Here is a 14,603-nt window from a genome sequence, read left to right as displayed (position 1 = left end):
ATGAGTTGGGAGGCATCGACAGGAGGCCTGTCAAGCTCGGTCTCAGAAAGCTGGAAAGGACGATGACGGGGGGGTGGATCGCATCATGGTAATTTCTTTAGTTATGTTATTACATAACACTATTGCCTAAACCTTGTCCCAGTCAAGTCGACTTGCGTGCTTCCGGCGCTGCTGGCGACCATTGCCCCTTGGGGAAACCGGTTAGATGCCCGGCCTACTGCTGATCGTCCCCAAAGAGTGCAAAGGATAGTGAGGCGGCTGCGACACAGCCAGACGGTCAAGCCCGAAACCGATCGAATGCGGTCAAGTGCCGGAAGGGCGGATCGGCTTCCGGATACCGATAGATATCGGAGCGGAGATAATTGAGCTCATCGTCTAGGTCCGCTTCATCAACTTCGATCCACCAGCATTTCGGGCGGCCATCGCTGCCATCGGACCAGCGGTAACCGCGCGCCTTGAGGTGATCCTTCATGTCGAACGGACTGTTTTCGGCAAAGATGCGGACCCGCGACCGCTGGCTTGCCTGATAGAGTTCGGCAAAAGGCGAGCGTGCGTCAGAATTGCTCCCTAGCGAGAGCACCTCAAGCAAAGCGAAGCAATCGTCGATGGCCCGATGGCCTTCATGAAAAAGACCCGCCTGCCCAACGAGATAGCCAAGTTTCGTTCCCTCGAACCCGCGCGACGACCAGTCGATCTCCACGTTGGAGCACGCCCATGCCTTGCCGGAAAACGATGCTGAGAAGGCTTCGCAAAAAGGGCGGTCGAACCGGGCATTGTGCGCGACGATCAGATCCGCAGGATCGATGATGTGCCTCAATGCCAGCATGTCGATAAACTGGCCCGCCACCATTTCACCGGTGATGCCCGTCAGTTTAGTAATTTCGGCGGGAATAGACGTTGTTGGCTGCTGCAAGCCACCGTAAACGCCGGTGACGTCGCCGATCCCACCCTGCTCATCAAACGTGAAGCCTATCGCTCCGATCTCGATGATCTCATCCCTGCGATGATCGAGACCCGTCGTTTCCGTGTCGATAATGACGCCGCGGAGCCGATATTCGGGCCGAATTACTGACGCTATTCCACGCGGCTCGAGTTTTCTTAAGACACGATAGCGACCAGTCGCCGAGAGGTGGGCGACCATGCCCTCTTCGTGGAGGGTAGCCGGCGTCATTCGCTTCGACGAAACGGCGCGAGGAGATCTTGCAGGCGCTTCGACGTCATTGTCGGAAAACATGTCGAATTGTGTGGTCATGCCTCTCAATCTTTGTCGCCGAAAATCGCCAGATATCATGCCGCCACTTTCAAGTCATGACCAGGCTTACTCACCTTGTTGGGATCTGAACCGGCGACACCAAGGCCCAAATCCAAAAACACCCGAAAACAAGCCTTTGAGACCTGGTAGAAACCGTGGAGCAGCAGGGCGGCTTTGTTGCTGTTGCCTTTCGTTTAGTCGAGCCCAAAAGACGAACGTGCCTCCAGACAGGCTCCGTCTCCTGGGACACAGGCCCGGCAGACATCGGGCCGAAGTTCGTAAACCAGACAAGATGTCCGAGAACCAACAATGCCAGCCAAAGCAGAACAACGCGCCCCGTTGCACCGCATCCCCCGCTGATCCTCCGAAACAAAGCGCGCCGGTATAGCGTCGAGCTCCGCATCCGTCTCGGTGGAAAATCTGGGCCAGGCGGGCGAGAACGAGCAGCAAGCACCGCAGGCTTCACAGTCAAAGTCAATTGGGACGGTCATGACCGTGTATTAACGCAATAGCCAGACAATGCTAGGCATCTCATTTCGCAATGCCCTGCTCTTCACTGGATCTGGGACGTGAAGCCGCCACAATGCTGCTGTATAGGTTGAATCTTCCGAGCGCAGTGCTCGTTACAGAGGCTGCCGTCCGATTGCCGGCATAAATTCACAATCTTCCAATCAGCGATTTTAATTGACGCTGTCGAGCGCTGCTCGTGCGCATGGATCCCATGAACCCCAATTCAAAACAACAGTCTACGACAGCCGCAACGCTGTCTGGTCCGCCTCCGCCACGAGCTCAGGCGGCTACCAGGACAAAGACATTTGCCCGAGACGAGCAACGCCGGATCGTTGCCGAGCAGATCGATTTGGCAACTTGCTTTATCAGAACGAGGAGCGCCCGATGGGCCGACATATCATGAACAATCAGCATCTTTCCCGCAGCCAGAGAATTGCTCCTCCTTCGAGGGAACGCCTCTTGGATCGATACCACGAGCACCTTCGGTTTGCCGAGGCAAAGATTTCGACTGGCGACCGCATCGGAGCCGAAAACGATTACCAGCACGCCGAACACTTCTTTCGCAGCGCCGCCGAGGCGCAAGATGCGCATCGCCCATGAACGCCACGACCAGAACTGGCCCGGGCGGCGACAAGACTGAAAGAACCTGGCTCAAAATTCTCTCGACCTACCGAAAGCCGGCGATCGGCCGAAGCCTGTTTGAGCTGTGCGTGAGCTTGGTACCATTCGTGCTTCTCTGGGCGGCAGCCTGGATGGCGATAGACCATGGGTATTGGCTCGGCTTGATCCTTGTTATCCCGGCAGCCGGATTTCTCTTGCGGCTCTTCATGGTGCAGCACGATTGTGGGCATGGCTCGTTCTTCGGAAGGCGTCGGTTCGATGACTGGACGGGTCGCGCAATCGGCATCCTGACACTTACGCCTTACGACTATTGGCGCCGCGCGCATGCCGAACACCACGCCTCGGCCGGCAATCTCGACGAAAGAGGTGTCGGCGATATCGCCACGTTCACCGTTGCCGAATATCGCGCCCTGTCGCGTCTTGGAAAGCTCGGCTACAGGCTATATCGGCATCCGCTTGTCATGTTTGGCATTGGTCCGGCATGGCTTTTCCTGTTCAAGCAGAGACTGCCATTCGGGATGATGCGAGCCGGTGCGCTTCCGTGGATCTCGACGATGGGAACGAACGCGGTCGTTGTGGCACTCGCAGCACTCCTGATATGGGCTGTCGGGATCGTCCCTTTTCTGTTGATCCATCTGCCGATCGTGCTCATCGCCGGTTCGGTCGGTGTGTGGCTGTTTTATATCCAGCACCAATTCGAGGAGACCCACTGGTCCAGGCCCCCGGAATGGACGCTCCAGCATGCGGCCATGCACGGCGCTTCATATTACGATCTCCCGCGGCCTCTGCGTTGGATAACCGCCAATATCGGCATGCATCACATCCACCATATTTCAAGCCGCGTGCCCTTCTACAGGCTGCCGGAAGTGTTGCGCGATTATCCGGAACTTACAAGCGTCAGCCGGATCACCCTCAAAGAGAGCTTGCGCTGCGTAAAATTCATCCTTTGGGACGAGAACTCGCGGCGGCTCGTTTCGCTGAGCGAGGCCAAGAGATGTCCGTAGGAAGATCGCAGCACCATTGGGGCATGGATAGGACTGGCCGCGTTGCGCAGGGTATCGGCGATCCCGTGACCGCCCAACATATCGTCTCGGAAGCCGCCGCGCGGTTTGGCCGGATCGACACTGCCCGAGCGCGTCACTGGTACAGAACGAATGATACGAGACAGTGCGCGCCGAAGGCGAGCAAGTCTTGGGCGCGCCCGGCGTTGATTAGGACAAGTCGGATGCGCCCGCTCGCAAGGAAACAACCTTGGGCACCGTTTCGGGCCGTGATCGAATGGGGTCATCGACGATGCAAAGCGTTGTCCGGGGTACCGGCTCTCTCGAAACGGACTATCTAAACGGCGAGATCGTATGGCTCGGACGGATCCAGCTGGGTGTCGACAGCTAGCGCAGCAGCTATCGATTGCGGGATAAGCAGCTTCTCAAATTCACTGGCAGTTCGCCCTTCTCATTCCACGCATGGCCGTTCTTGATTCGGAAATAGCCATCGCCGGGCCTCAGTGCATAGTCTCCTGTTACGGATAGGTGAGGACACGCCCGAGCGATCGAAACAAGGGCAGCTCTTGTAGGCATCCGTGGTCTGGGAGGAATTCATGTCTATTTTGGCGGCGTCGCTGCGTGGCGCCAAACGGTTTTTTGTGCCCGCAGCCGTGGCAATGGCGGTACTGTCAGCTACGTCAGTCTTTGCTGTCGATGCGCCTCAAGCAAATGTCGGGCGCGAAACGCTTGTCGGTACCTCTTCGCCGGGTCTCGCGAAATTTATGGGCATCCGCTATGCCCAAGCGCCGATCGGCGATCTGCGATGGAAGCCACCCGCCCCGGCCCCGGCGGCAAGCGGAACGGTCGATGCGACCAAACCAGGCAGCGGCTGCCCGCAGGGCAAGAGCCCGTGGGGTGTCCCTTCTTCGAATGAGGATTGCCTTTTTCTCAACGTTACCGTTCCCGCGGACGGCTCCGGCATGCAATTCTGGCAGCGGAAGCCCGTCATGGTGTTCTTCTATGGCGGCGGCTTTACTGGGGGTTCCGGGGATCTCTACAATGCCGACGACCTTGCCAGGGAAAATGATGTCGTCGTCGTTACGGTCAACTATCGTCTTGGCGCGCTCGGCTTCTTTGCCCATCCCGCACTGGATGCGGAAGATCATGCCGTTGCGAATTATGGCCTGCTCGATCAACAGCAGTCTCTTAGATGGGTTCGCGACAACATAGCCTCCTTCGGCGGCAATCCCGACAACGTGACAATTTTCGGCGAGTCGGCCGGAGCGATCGCGATCTACGCGCACATCGTTTCGCCGATGGCTGCCGGCCTTTTCCAGAAGGCGATCATCGAAAGCGGCGCTCCTGCGGACCAGACATTGCAGACGGCGGAGGACCAGGGCAAAACCCTCGCCCAGAAAGTGGGCTGCCCAGTGGATGCCGGCGCGGAGGCGGCCGCCTGTCTTCGCAAGGTACCGGTCGATGCACTCGTTTCTGCGCAGGCAACGCCGATTGCGACGATCATCGACGGGAAGCTCCTGATCGGTCCGATCGCCGACGCTCTCGGGGCCGGACATTACAACCGCGTACCGGTCATCAACGGAACGAACCATGACGAAGGCAATCTGATTGCGGGTTTCATGTTCGATCTGTCGGGGAGCCCGCTTGTCGCAAAGGATTACGAGAAGGCGCTTCAGGGTATCGGATCCTTCATACCGCGTGTCGGCTTTGCCGACGCAGCCATCCCGGCGATATCGAAAACCTATGCTCTTTCGAAGTACAAGGCGCCGGGATTGGCGGCCGCCCAAGTCATCACCGATGGTGTGATCGCCTGCCCCGCGTTCGAGATCAACAAGGTCATGGCAAAATATTCACCGACCTTTGAATATGAGATGGCTGACACCGATGCGCGCTCAATCGTCGCTCCGCCGATCAGCTTTTCCTATCGGGCAGGCCATTTCAGTGAGCTTCAATATCTCTTCGATCTGACCAGCATCACGCTTAAGGGAACGCCCGACATGACGGACGCCCAGAAAGCGCTTGGTAGGCAGATGCGCGCCTATTGGGCAAATTTTGCTCGCGCCGGCAATCCCGATGGAACGGGCCTGCCGGTATGGCCCCGATTCGATGATGGCAAGGCAGGGCCGGTGCAATCCCTTAACAAGCCGACCTCCAGAAGCATCAACAATTTCGCGACAGAACACCAATGCGCCTTCTGGAGAACGGTGGAACGAAAATAGCCAGCGCCGAACGCTCGCGCTCCTTAACTTCTCCAACCCACCTTTAGTCCGTGGTCAAATGGGCAAGGAACGCCGCGGCCGCGGGAGTCAACGAATCGATACTTCGAACGCTGATCATCAATCGCCTCTCGGCCCATTGTTCGTTGAGTGTAAGGACTTTTACACCAAGAGCTTCGGCATAAGAGGTTGCCACACTGTGCGGCACCACGGCTACTCCAAGCCCGGCGGCGACCATGCGGCTGATCGCGTCGAAGCCGGAGGTGCGCGTGCTCATGCGTAGCGTCACGCCAAGATCACTTCCAGCGCGTATGAGCGCGGTGTCGATCGAGCTCCCTTTCGGAGCGCCGATATAGTTGTATTCAACCGTGTCGGCAAAGGTGACGCAATCCTTGCAGGCCAAGGGATGGCTCAGCGGAACGAGCAGCGCGAGACGGTCAGCCCGATAGACAAAGGATGTCAAATCGGTTGGAACGATCACGTCACCGTAAATTCCGATATCGGCGGCATTGTCTGCAATCGCGCGCAATGTCTCAGGCGTCGTGCTTTCTCCCACCTCGACGCGAACTTCGGGATAAAGGGCTAGGAAGGTCTTCAGATCTTCTGGCAGATAGCTCCCCATCGCGGTGGCGTTCGCCTGAACACGGATGGTACCGCGCACGCCGGCGGAGAAATCCTGTAGCTCCGCTTCGAGCTCGGCAACATTACGCATGATAAGGCGGGCGTGATGCAGCAGTGCCGAGCCGGCGGCGGTCAGGAACATGCCGTGCGGCTTGCGCTCGAACAACTTGATGTTGAAATTGAGTTCCAGGTCAGCAAGGCGCTTGCTGATTGCCGAGGCCGCAAGATGTTCGCGCTCAGCCGCCTTAGCCAGGCTCGTTTCTTCAGCCACAGCGATGAAAAGACTAAGTGTAATCAGATCGACACGCGTCAAATGGCCCTCCCCCAGAGCGATGTTCCCCGCGCCTTGCACTGAACGATAGCCAATACAAGAACTTACATCCGAACGATAGCACGCGGCCGGGATCTTCGCCAACGACGCATGCAGCTTCACGAATGGGCAATGGCATCTGTCACAAAGGCGCGACATCATGCAAACCGACTTCAGCCGGTACCGGGGAGCGGCCGGCGAAGACCGAGAATAATGGGAGGAATACATATGCATATCAATCGCCGTCATTTCATTGGCGGGGCTGCGGCAGCTGCTGCAGCAGCGACCATGTCGAAGAACGCCCTTGCCGCGCAGTTTCGCTACAAACTCGGCCACAGCACGCCTGCCGACCATCCCTTCAGCAAACGTCTTGTTGAAGCTTCGAGCGAAATCCTCGAGAAAACCAGCGGCCGTCTAAACATCCAGGTCTTCCCCAACAGTCAGCTCGGCGGCGACAACGATCTTCTATCGCAGGTTCGCAGTGGAGCGGTCGAATTCTTCCCGGCCGCCGGCCTCATTCTTGCCTCCGTTCTGCCTGTGACCGCAATCGACGGCATGGGATTCGCCTTCCCGAACTACGACAAAGTCTGGGAGGCCATGGACGGAGATCTCGGCACCTATGTTCGCGATCAGATTTCCAGCAAGACCAATCTCGTTCCGATGACCAAGATGTGGGATCTTGGCTACCGGCAGGTCACCAATAGCGCGCGGGCGATCAACACAGCCGACGATCTTGCCGGCCTGAAACTTCGCGTGCCAGGCGCTCCGCCCCTCGTCTCCCTGTTCCAAGGCCTCGGCGTTGCTCCGGTCAGTATGCAGTTCGGCGAAATCTATACAGCCCTGCAGACCAAAGTCGTCGATGGTCAGGAAAACCCGCTGTCGCAGATCGATAGCGGCAAGTTCTATGAAGTGCAGAAATACATGTCGCTGACGAACCACGTCTGGGACGGGTTCTGGATCATCGCCAACGGCGCCGCTTGGAAGCGCCTGCCCGAAGATGTTCAGAACATCGCGAACTCGGTCTTCAGCGAAAAAGCGTTGTTGCAGCGCGCCGATCTCGTCACGCTCAACAAGACGCTCATCGACCAGTTGAAGACCAAGGGACTGGCGGTGAACCCGACCGAGCCCGATTCCTTCCGCGCCAAGCTCAAGCAGGCTGGGTTCTACGCCAATTGGCGCAAGCAAATCGGAGATGAGGCCTGGACGCGCCTCGAACATTACACGGGGCCCCTGGGCTGAAGGTAATGTCATACGGCCTTTCGGGCCGTCGCTGATCTGGAGATTGAATTGAAGAATGCTTTCGAAAACCGGCCTGCCGGTCGCCGCCATCGCGTTCGCACCGACGACGGTGTGGTGATCGAAGTACGGGAATGGGGCAATCCCGAAGGACCCGAACTGCTGTTGGTCACGGGCGTTGCGCAAAGCTATCTGTCTTTCGTCAAACAATACTCGGATCCAGAAATGCAGAGGTTCCGTATCATTTCCTTCGATCCGCGCGGGCACGGCCTCTCCGACAAGCCTTTCGGCGACGGGTGGTATCAGCAAGGCAAGCGCTGGTCCGGCGAGGTACAATCCGTCATCGATGCACTCAAGCTCCGCAAGCCAGTCCTCGCCGGCTGGTCGCTTGGCGGGCGGATCGTGCGGCAATATCTGGTCGACTACGGCGATGCGCAGCTGAGCGGCGTCGCCTTCCTGTCCTGTCGGCCGGTCGAAGTGCCTGAGGTTATCGGCGCCGGTAACGCCGTCGTGCAAAAGCTCGATATCGATGACCTCGGCAGCCGGGTGGAGGTCTCGCTGGCGTTCCTTCGCAACTGCTTTGGCGTGCAGCCTTCAGGCGAGGAATTTGCGTTCGCGCTCGCCTACAACATGGTCTGCCCCTTCGAGATCCGCCAGCAGATCGGTAAATGGTGGACCGAGCCGACAATCTCCGAAGCGGCCCTGAAGGCCGTCACCGTCCCAACCCTCATCGTCCATGGTCGTGATGATATTCTGGTCCTCCCAAGCGCCGCGGAAATCACCCACCGACTCGTCCCCCATGCGACCTTGAGCCTTTACGATGGATGCGGGCATTCCGTGTTCTACGAGGCGGCGGAGCGGTTCAACGCCGAATTGACGACGTTTGTGGACGCTTGTTGGGATCCCGCATCCGATACCGCCACGCAGCAGCGTCGGGCAGCGGCAGCGGCAGGCTGAGCCGGGAGGGTACATCCATGGCTGGGGCGAGAACCTTGAGCGGTAAGACAATTGAAAAGCGGGCTGACGAGGATCGGAAGACCGGCATATTGACGGTAGTCGACGAATTCTTCGTCGCGGCCATCTCAGCAGTAGCGGCTTTATTGCTGGCTATCGAGATCGTCGTCCTGTTCCTGGGCATCGTTGCCCGTTACGTCTTCCACCATCCGCTCGTATGGACGGACGAATTCGATTCCATCCTGTTCCTCTGGCTCGGCATGCTCGGCGCCGCGATCGCCTTGCGGCGGTGGGAACATATGCGGATGACCACTTTCGTCTCGATGCTGCCGGCCTCATGGCAGAGCTATCTGTCGGGCTTCGCGCTGGCTGTGGTTATCGCCTTTCTGCTGCTTTTGTTGCCGCCATCCTTCGAGCATGTTCAGACAGAGGCCGGCGTCATTAGCCCCAGTCTCGAAATATCGATGTTCTGGCGGGCGGTCGCCATGCCTGTCGGCATCGGGTTGATGATCGTCTCGGCGATCCTGCGGTTTCGCACCATGCCGCGCATGGTCGCCGTCGTCTCGGTTGTTGCCGTGGTGATTGCGGCTTCCGTGCTTGCCTTTCTGCAACCCTTCTTTCTCGATCTCGATCAGGCCAATCTTGCCATCTTCTTTCTGGTCGGCGTCCCGCTGATGGTCTTTTCGGGCATTCCCATTGCTTTTGCCTTCAGCACCGCGACCTTTGCCTATCTGACGCTCGGAACCTACGTGCCGCCGTCCATCCTGGTTGCACGCCTGGATGCCGGCATGTCGCAATTGCTTCTGCTGGCGATCCCGACATTCGTCTTCCTCGGTCTGCTCATCGAGATGACGGGCATGGCGGAACGGATGATCATCTTCCTGTCAAACCTGCTCGGCCATGTCCGGGGCGGATTGCAATATGTCCTCATCGCGGCGATGTATCTGGTCTCGGGAATTTCAGGCTCGAAGGCTGCCGATATGGCGGCGATTGCACCGGCATTGTTTCCCGAGATGGAAAAGCTCGGAAACGACCGAGACGCCATGACCGCCCTGCTTGCGGCAACCGGCGCGCAGACGGAAACGGTCCCCCCGAGCCTTATCCTGATCGCAGTCGGTTCGGTAACGGGCCTGTCGATTGCGGGATTGTTTACCGCGGGCTTGCTGCCGTCCGCCTTGTTGGGCGTCATGCTCTGCATATTCGTCTGGTTTCGCACCCGCAAGGCGCCGAAGGCGAAGGGACCTGCGGTGAAGCGCAGCTTAATGTGGAAGAGTTTCGTAGTCGCGCTGCCGGCACTTGCGCTGCCATTCGTCATCCGCAGCGCCGTCGTCGAGGGTGTCGCGACAGCCACCGAAGTCTCGACCGTCGGCATCGTCTACGCGCTCATCGTCGGCCTCCTGCTCTACCGGCAATTCGAGTGGAAGCGGCTGATTCCCATGCTGGCTGCGACGGCCTCTCTTTCGGGGGCCATTCTATTCGTAACCGGCGCTGCTACGGCGATGGCATGGGCAATCACCCAGTCGGGCTTCTCTCAGACGCTTGCCGACGCCATTGCGGCAGTTCCGGGCGGCGTGCCGACCTTCATGGCCCTTTCCATCCTGTTGTTTGCAATTCTCGGCAGCGTGCTTGAGGGACTGCCGGCTATCGTGCTTTTCGGACCGTTGATGTTCCCGATTGCCCAAGGCCTAGGTATCAACGACATCTACTACGCGATCGTAGCCATTCTGGCGATGAGCCTTGGTCTGTTCACCCCGCCCTTCGGCGTCGGTTTCTATATCACCTGTGCAATCGGCGGAGCCGATCCCAACAGGGCGATGCGACATCTCTGGCCCTATCTCGCCATACTCACCATCGGCGTGGTGATCATTGCTCTGGTTCCGTGGCTTTCCATAGGCCTCATACAATAGACAGAGCCCACGCCCAGACGCTGTTCGACTATCATTTCAATACGCCAAATTACTAGGTGATTGGTCGCACAGCCAAAAGAGCCGCCTAGAGTAGAACGCGAGCAGCGGTCATTTCACCGGCTTCGTTATGACTAACCCCGTCGTTCGAGCGGCACGAAGGATGGCACGCGGCGTGACGCGCAGCACGAATAATGCGTCATGAAAGGCGCGCTGCGGGGCGTGCGGTTATTGGCCGGGAACAAGTAGTGGCAGCACGAGGGCGACACGTCTTGATCGAGGCGCCTCACTGCGGGGCTCTTGCGGAGATGGCGTGGGGTGCCGCGACCGGAGAATCCGATTTCCTGCTCTGCAAGTTTGACCTCGGCGTCGGCGGTGCGATTGTCCGCGACAGCACCGTTGTACGAGGAGTCAATGGAAGCGCGGCCGAGTTCGGGCATATCGTATGGGATCCGGAGGGTTCCCACACCGATGCCGACGCGGTGCCGAGCGCGGTCGCCGAGCGCCTCCGAAGATGAGCGTTCCGCCAAGCACGACGGCGGCGATGGACTGAAGCAGGTAGGGCTGCCCCAATATTATCTCCTTACGCCACAGCATCCCGCGCTCGTCCTGGAAAAGGCGAGCGGTGCCCACCCCGAAATCTCGCCGCATGGCTACTTCTGTTTGTGCAGCTTGCGATCATAAAAGAGCAGGACGCTGCTGACCGTTGCCGCAAAGATGACCAGCAGCAGCGTTATCGCCATAATGAGATCGATGTTATGCAGCCCTATCGCGTTCATCAGGAGAAAGCCTAGCCCGCTCTGAGAAGCAAACATTTCGCCAAGCAGGGTGCCAATGAGTGTCAACGAAAAGCCGACGCGGAGGCCGGTGAATATTTCCGGAAGCGCGGCGGGAAACAGGACAGAACGAACCATGTCGACCTGACTGAGCTGCATGACTTTGCCCGTCTTGATCAACACCGGGCGAACGTTGCGAACGGCGTTCATGGTGAAAAGGGCGATCGGAATGATGCCGTGAATCGTGCCGAATGCCACCTTCGCCGATATTCCAAGCCCGAAAATGAGGAGCAGGATCGGATAAAGTGTGATCTTGGGAATCGAATAGAATGCGACGAGGATAGGCTCGAAGGTCTGAGCCGCCGAGCGGTTGTAGCCGAGCGTAAATCCGATCGCCAGGCCGGCAAAGATTGCCAGAATCAATGCCATCACGAAGGCCCGCATCGTTTCCCACAGATGCGGCCAAATCATATCCCCGGTAAGCAAGGTGCCGACATAGGTCAGGGTCTGCGCCGGCGAGCGCAGTGCAATATCGCCAACATCCCAGTAAAGCAGCTGCCAGCAAATGAGCACGAGTAGAATGAGGATTGCGGCATTTCGCAGTGCCGTTTGCGAACCAGACATTATCCCTGTCCCCTCCGCCGCATGAGCCGTTTCTCCCAATAAGCAAGGATCGTGTTCACGCTGATCGAAACGAACAGGATCAGGATGATCAACGGATACATGGTGGCGTTATCGAAATTGTTATAGGCAAAGCTGATCTCATATCCCATGCCGCCACGCGACATGATGAACTCGGCACCAATGATGCCGATCAGCGAATAGGCAACTGCGAGCTTGGCCCCGGTCAGCACATAGGGGGCCGCGGACGGCAGCATGATTTTTGCTGCGGTCTCGACGGGTCCCATACAATTGACCCTCGCCGTCTTGAGAAGAACGCGGGGTACGCGATCCAGGCCGTTCAACGTGTTCACTATGATAGCCACGACCGCCAGCATGAAGCCCAGCAATATCTGCGGCGCATCTCCGAGCCCCAGCACAATGATAAGCAACGGATAGAAGGCAAAAACCGGGATCGCATAGTAAGTCGCAAACAGGGGATCGAGGACATCGCGCGCCAGACGGAAGCGGTAGAGAACAACTGCAGTCATAATGCCGATAGCAAGCGCCAGCACGAAGGCAATTGCAGCGTTGGAAAGCGTTTTGACGATCGCGGCGTTTAGGCTGCCGGATGCCAGCATATCAAACAGATCAATGATCATCCGGTGCGGCGGCTGCATCGTTATGACATCGATCGTTCCCGTCAGGCACAGCACTTCGAGCAGGGCAATGAAACCGAGGATGATCATCAAACGATAGATCGCAGGGCGGCTCATCATGCAGCTCCCACTTTGCCCATGGACTTCATCGATTCCGTCCGCAGCGATCGCCAGAGCCGCGCCGTGATTTCGCCGAAGCGATTGTCTTCGACGATGCGACTGTCGCGATCCTTGGACCATCCGGTTTCCACGATGTCCAGCAGTCTTCCCGGCCGTGCCGACATAACGCCGATACGGTCAGCGAGCATCGCGGCCTCGTCCAGTGCATGGGTAATGAGGAATACAGTGGCTCCGGTATGCCGCCAGAGACGCAAGAGCTCGTCGCCCATCAGCAAGCGGGTCTGCTGATCGAGCGCTCCGAAGGGCTCATCGAGGAGGATGAGGCGCGGCTGCATGACCAGGGTGCGAGCTATGCAGACGCGTTGACGCATGCCGCCTGAAAGCTGTGCGGGGTAGCTATCAGCAAAGGCGGCGAGGCCCATCATGTCAAGTGCGCGCGAAACGCGCCCTTCCCTTTCTTCCTGGCTAAGCTTCTTTCGCCGCAACCCGAATTGGATATTATTCCGCACGGTCATCCAGGGGAAGGATGCATCCTCCTGGAAAACCACGCCGACGCCGTCCGGGATGCGGTTGCCGATAGCAACGCCTTCGAATTCGACGCTGCCCTTGCTTGCTGTCGTCAATCCGGCGATCAACTCAAGCATGGTCGACTTGCCGCATCCGGAGGGACCCACGACCGCAAAGAACTCGCCTTTGCGCAAATCGAGGTCGATCGGCCCCATTGCATGCACGATTTCCTTGCTGCCCGAGCGTTGGAATGATTTCTCCGCTGCCCGAAGCGTGACATGTACTGCTGATGTCATTGTATGCCCTTGATGTCATCCGGCAGAAAGCTTGTATCGATCATCTTCGACACGTCGGCATCGCCCGAAATCGCTCCTACCGACTTCTGCAGATCGATCATGCGCTGCAGGCCGGCCATGTGAATGGTGCCTGGTCCCCAGTACGGCATGCCCTGCGTTCGACTGGTCGTAAGGTTGGTAACCGCGGCGCGACCGACAGCGGGATCAAGATTATAGGCCTTGGCGACGATATCGCCGGCCTCATCGGGATGTTGGATCATGAAATCGACTGCTTTGCGGCGCGCGCGGATGACGGCGCGAATAAAATCACCCTTCGCCTTCGCTTGGGATTCCGAGACCACACCGATGACGTTTTCAAGCGGCGGCAAAATATCGGTCGCCTTGGCGACGGGGCGATACTTGTCCTTGAATTTCGACCAAAGCGGCTCGGGAATGGGAGCGATGTCGACCAGATCGGTATCGAGGGCTGCCACGCCTTCGCCAAACCCACCGGTCTTCACAAGTTCCGCATCTTCGGTCTTGAGGCCGCCGGACTGCAGCAGAAGCGTCGCGAGCGCCTGGCTGGTCGAACGCGGATTGGTATAGGCAATCTTCTTGCCTTTCAGATCCTTGACGGTCTTGATCGGCGAGTCCGGCTTTACCGCCCAGACGAATTCGGCAACCGTGCTGACATTGTCGCTGACGATCTTGATGTCAGCGCCCTTCTGGATTGCAGAGACAACGACGCTGGGATTGACTTCACCGTAAGGCACGTCGCCGGCCAACATGTTGCGAAGCGTGGTACCGCCACCGTCGGACGTCACAATACCGGTGACGTTGGCGCCCTCATCTTTGAAATAGCCCTTGGCCATCGCGACGGCAAAGGGCATGCCATTGGCAGAGACGCCATAATTGCTGACGACAAGCTGCTCGGCCCCAGCAGGCGCGGCGAGCATAAGGCCGGTGACCAGAGCGATCACCGGGCCCGACAGACATTGAAAACTCAAACTTGGCATGCACTTTCCTCCCATTGTATTCGAT

The 14,603-nt window shown here is 58.3% G+C and carries 13 protein-coding genes and 2 pseudogenes; 6 read left to right on the top strand and 9 right to left on the bottom strand.

Features of this window, described 5'->3' with window-relative positions; genetic code table 11:
- Positions 1-277: 277 nt before the first annotated feature.
- The 3 genes from EV561_RS30375 to EV561_RS38085 all read right to left on the bottom strand — a co-directional run bounded on the left by EV561_RS30375 (position 278) and on the right by EV561_RS38085 (position 2,344).
- Positions 278-1,252 carry a 3'-5' exonuclease gene (locus tag EV561_RS30375; protein ID WP_132527532.1) on the bottom strand — a complete coding sequence of 325 codons (975 nt, stop codon included), beginning with the start codon at positions 1,250-1,252 and terminating at the stop codon, positions 278-280.
- 194 nt (positions 1,253-1,446) lie between these two features.
- Entirely contained in the window at positions 1,447-1,743 is a 297-nt protein-coding gene (locus tag EV561_RS30370; protein ID WP_132527530.1) for a YkgJ family cysteine cluster protein, read from the bottom strand.
- Between the two features lie 298 nt (positions 1,744-2,041).
- Positions 2,042-2,344 (bottom strand): hypothetical protein, encoded by a 303-nt coding sequence (locus tag EV561_RS38085; protein ID WP_245513087.1) that lies wholly within the window; start codon positions 2,342-2,344, stop codon positions 2,042-2,044.
- A 14-nt stretch (positions 2,345-2,358) separates the two neighbouring features.
- Between EV561_RS38085 and EV561_RS30360 the strand changes: the two genes are divergently transcribed.
- Together EV561_RS30360 and EV561_RS30350 are read left to right on the top strand one after the other, a co-directional pair.
- On the top strand, positions 2,359-3,387 hold the full coding sequence (locus EV561_RS30360) for a fatty acid desaturase (protein ID WP_132527526.1): 1,029 nt from the start codon (positions 2,359-2,361) through the stop codon (positions 3,385-3,387).
- 593 nt (positions 3,388-3,980) lie between these two features.
- Complete coding sequence (locus tag EV561_RS30350) at positions 3,981-5,603, top strand: carboxylesterase family protein (protein ID WP_132527524.1); 1,623 nt, start codon at positions 3,981-3,983, stop codon at positions 5,601-5,603.
- 43 nt (positions 5,604-5,646) lie between these two features.
- Here the strand turns inward: EV561_RS30350 and EV561_RS30345 are convergent, their stop codons facing one another.
- Positions 5,647-6,636, bottom strand: a complete 990-nt coding sequence (locus tag EV561_RS30345) for a LysR substrate-binding domain-containing protein (protein ID WP_165927968.1) — start codon at positions 6,634-6,636, stop codon at positions 5,647-5,649.
- Positions 6,637-6,759: 123 nt separating this feature from the next.
- On the opposite strand from EV561_RS30345, the gene EV561_RS30340 reads away from it, so the two are divergent.
- The 4 genes and pseudogenes from EV561_RS30340 to EV561_RS38600 form a co-directional block, all read left to right on the top strand.
- A complete protein-coding gene (locus EV561_RS30340) occupies positions 6,760-7,770 on the top strand; it encodes a TRAP transporter substrate-binding protein (RefSeq protein WP_132527520.1) in 1,011 nt (336 codons plus the stop codon).
- A 48-nt stretch (positions 7,771-7,818) separates the two neighbouring features.
- Positions 7,819-8,724 carry an alpha/beta hydrolase gene (locus EV561_RS30335; RefSeq protein WP_165927967.1) on the top strand — a complete coding sequence of 302 codons (906 nt, stop codon included), beginning with the start codon at positions 7,819-7,821 and terminating at the stop codon, positions 8,722-8,724.
- A 17-nt stretch (positions 8,725-8,741) separates the two neighbouring features.
- The gene (locus EV561_RS30330) at positions 8,742-10,628 is read left to right on the top strand and encodes a TRAP transporter large permease subunit (protein ID WP_132527516.1); all 1,887 of its coding nucleotides are present in this window, start codon (positions 8,742-8,744) and stop codon (positions 10,626-10,628) included.
- Between the two features lie 191 nt (positions 10,629-10,819).
- Positions 10,820-11,032 (top strand): annotated as a pseudogene (locus EV561_RS38600) (hypothetical protein); the annotation flags it as partial.
- Positions 11,033-11,091: 59 nt separating this feature from the next.
- On the opposite strand, the pseudogene EV561_RS38075 reads toward EV561_RS38600, so the two are convergent.
- The 5 genes and pseudogenes from EV561_RS38075 to EV561_RS30305 form a co-directional block, all read right to left on the bottom strand.
- Positions 11,092-11,198, bottom strand: a pseudogene (locus EV561_RS38075) (ABC transporter permease); the annotation flags it as partial.
- A gap of 80 nt (positions 11,199-11,278) precedes the next feature.
- On the bottom strand, positions 11,279-12,025 hold the full coding sequence (locus tag EV561_RS30320) for an ABC transporter permease subunit (RefSeq protein WP_132527514.1): 747 nt from the start codon (positions 12,023-12,025) through the stop codon (positions 11,279-11,281).
- Positions 12,025-12,780 carry an ABC transporter permease gene (locus EV561_RS30315; protein WP_207910622.1) on the bottom strand — a complete coding sequence of 252 codons (756 nt, stop codon included), beginning with the start codon at positions 12,778-12,780 and terminating at the stop codon, positions 12,025-12,027. The genes EV561_RS30320 and EV561_RS30315 overlap by 1 nt, the downstream gene beginning before the upstream one ends.
- Entirely contained in the window at positions 12,777-13,583 is an 807-nt protein-coding gene (locus tag EV561_RS30310) for an ABC transporter ATP-binding protein (RefSeq protein WP_132527510.1), read from the bottom strand. Before EV561_RS30310 ends, EV561_RS30315 begins: the two co-directional genes overlap by 4 nt.
- Positions 13,580-14,578 (bottom strand): ABC transporter substrate-binding protein, encoded by a 999-nt coding sequence (locus tag EV561_RS30305; RefSeq protein ID WP_165927966.1) that lies wholly within the window; start codon positions 14,576-14,578, stop codon positions 13,580-13,582. The genes EV561_RS30310 and EV561_RS30305 overlap by 4 nt, the downstream gene beginning before the upstream one ends.
- Between the last annotated feature and the right edge of the window lie 25 nt (positions 14,579-14,603).

Origin of the sequence: Rhizobium sp. BK376 (assembly GCF_004341625.1) — a bacterium.
Classification (GTDB): domain Bacteria; phylum Pseudomonadota; class Alphaproteobacteria; order Rhizobiales; family Rhizobiaceae; genus Rhizobium.
Note: the sequence above shows the minus strand (reverse complement) of the source record. Positions and strands in the feature narration are given on the sequence as shown.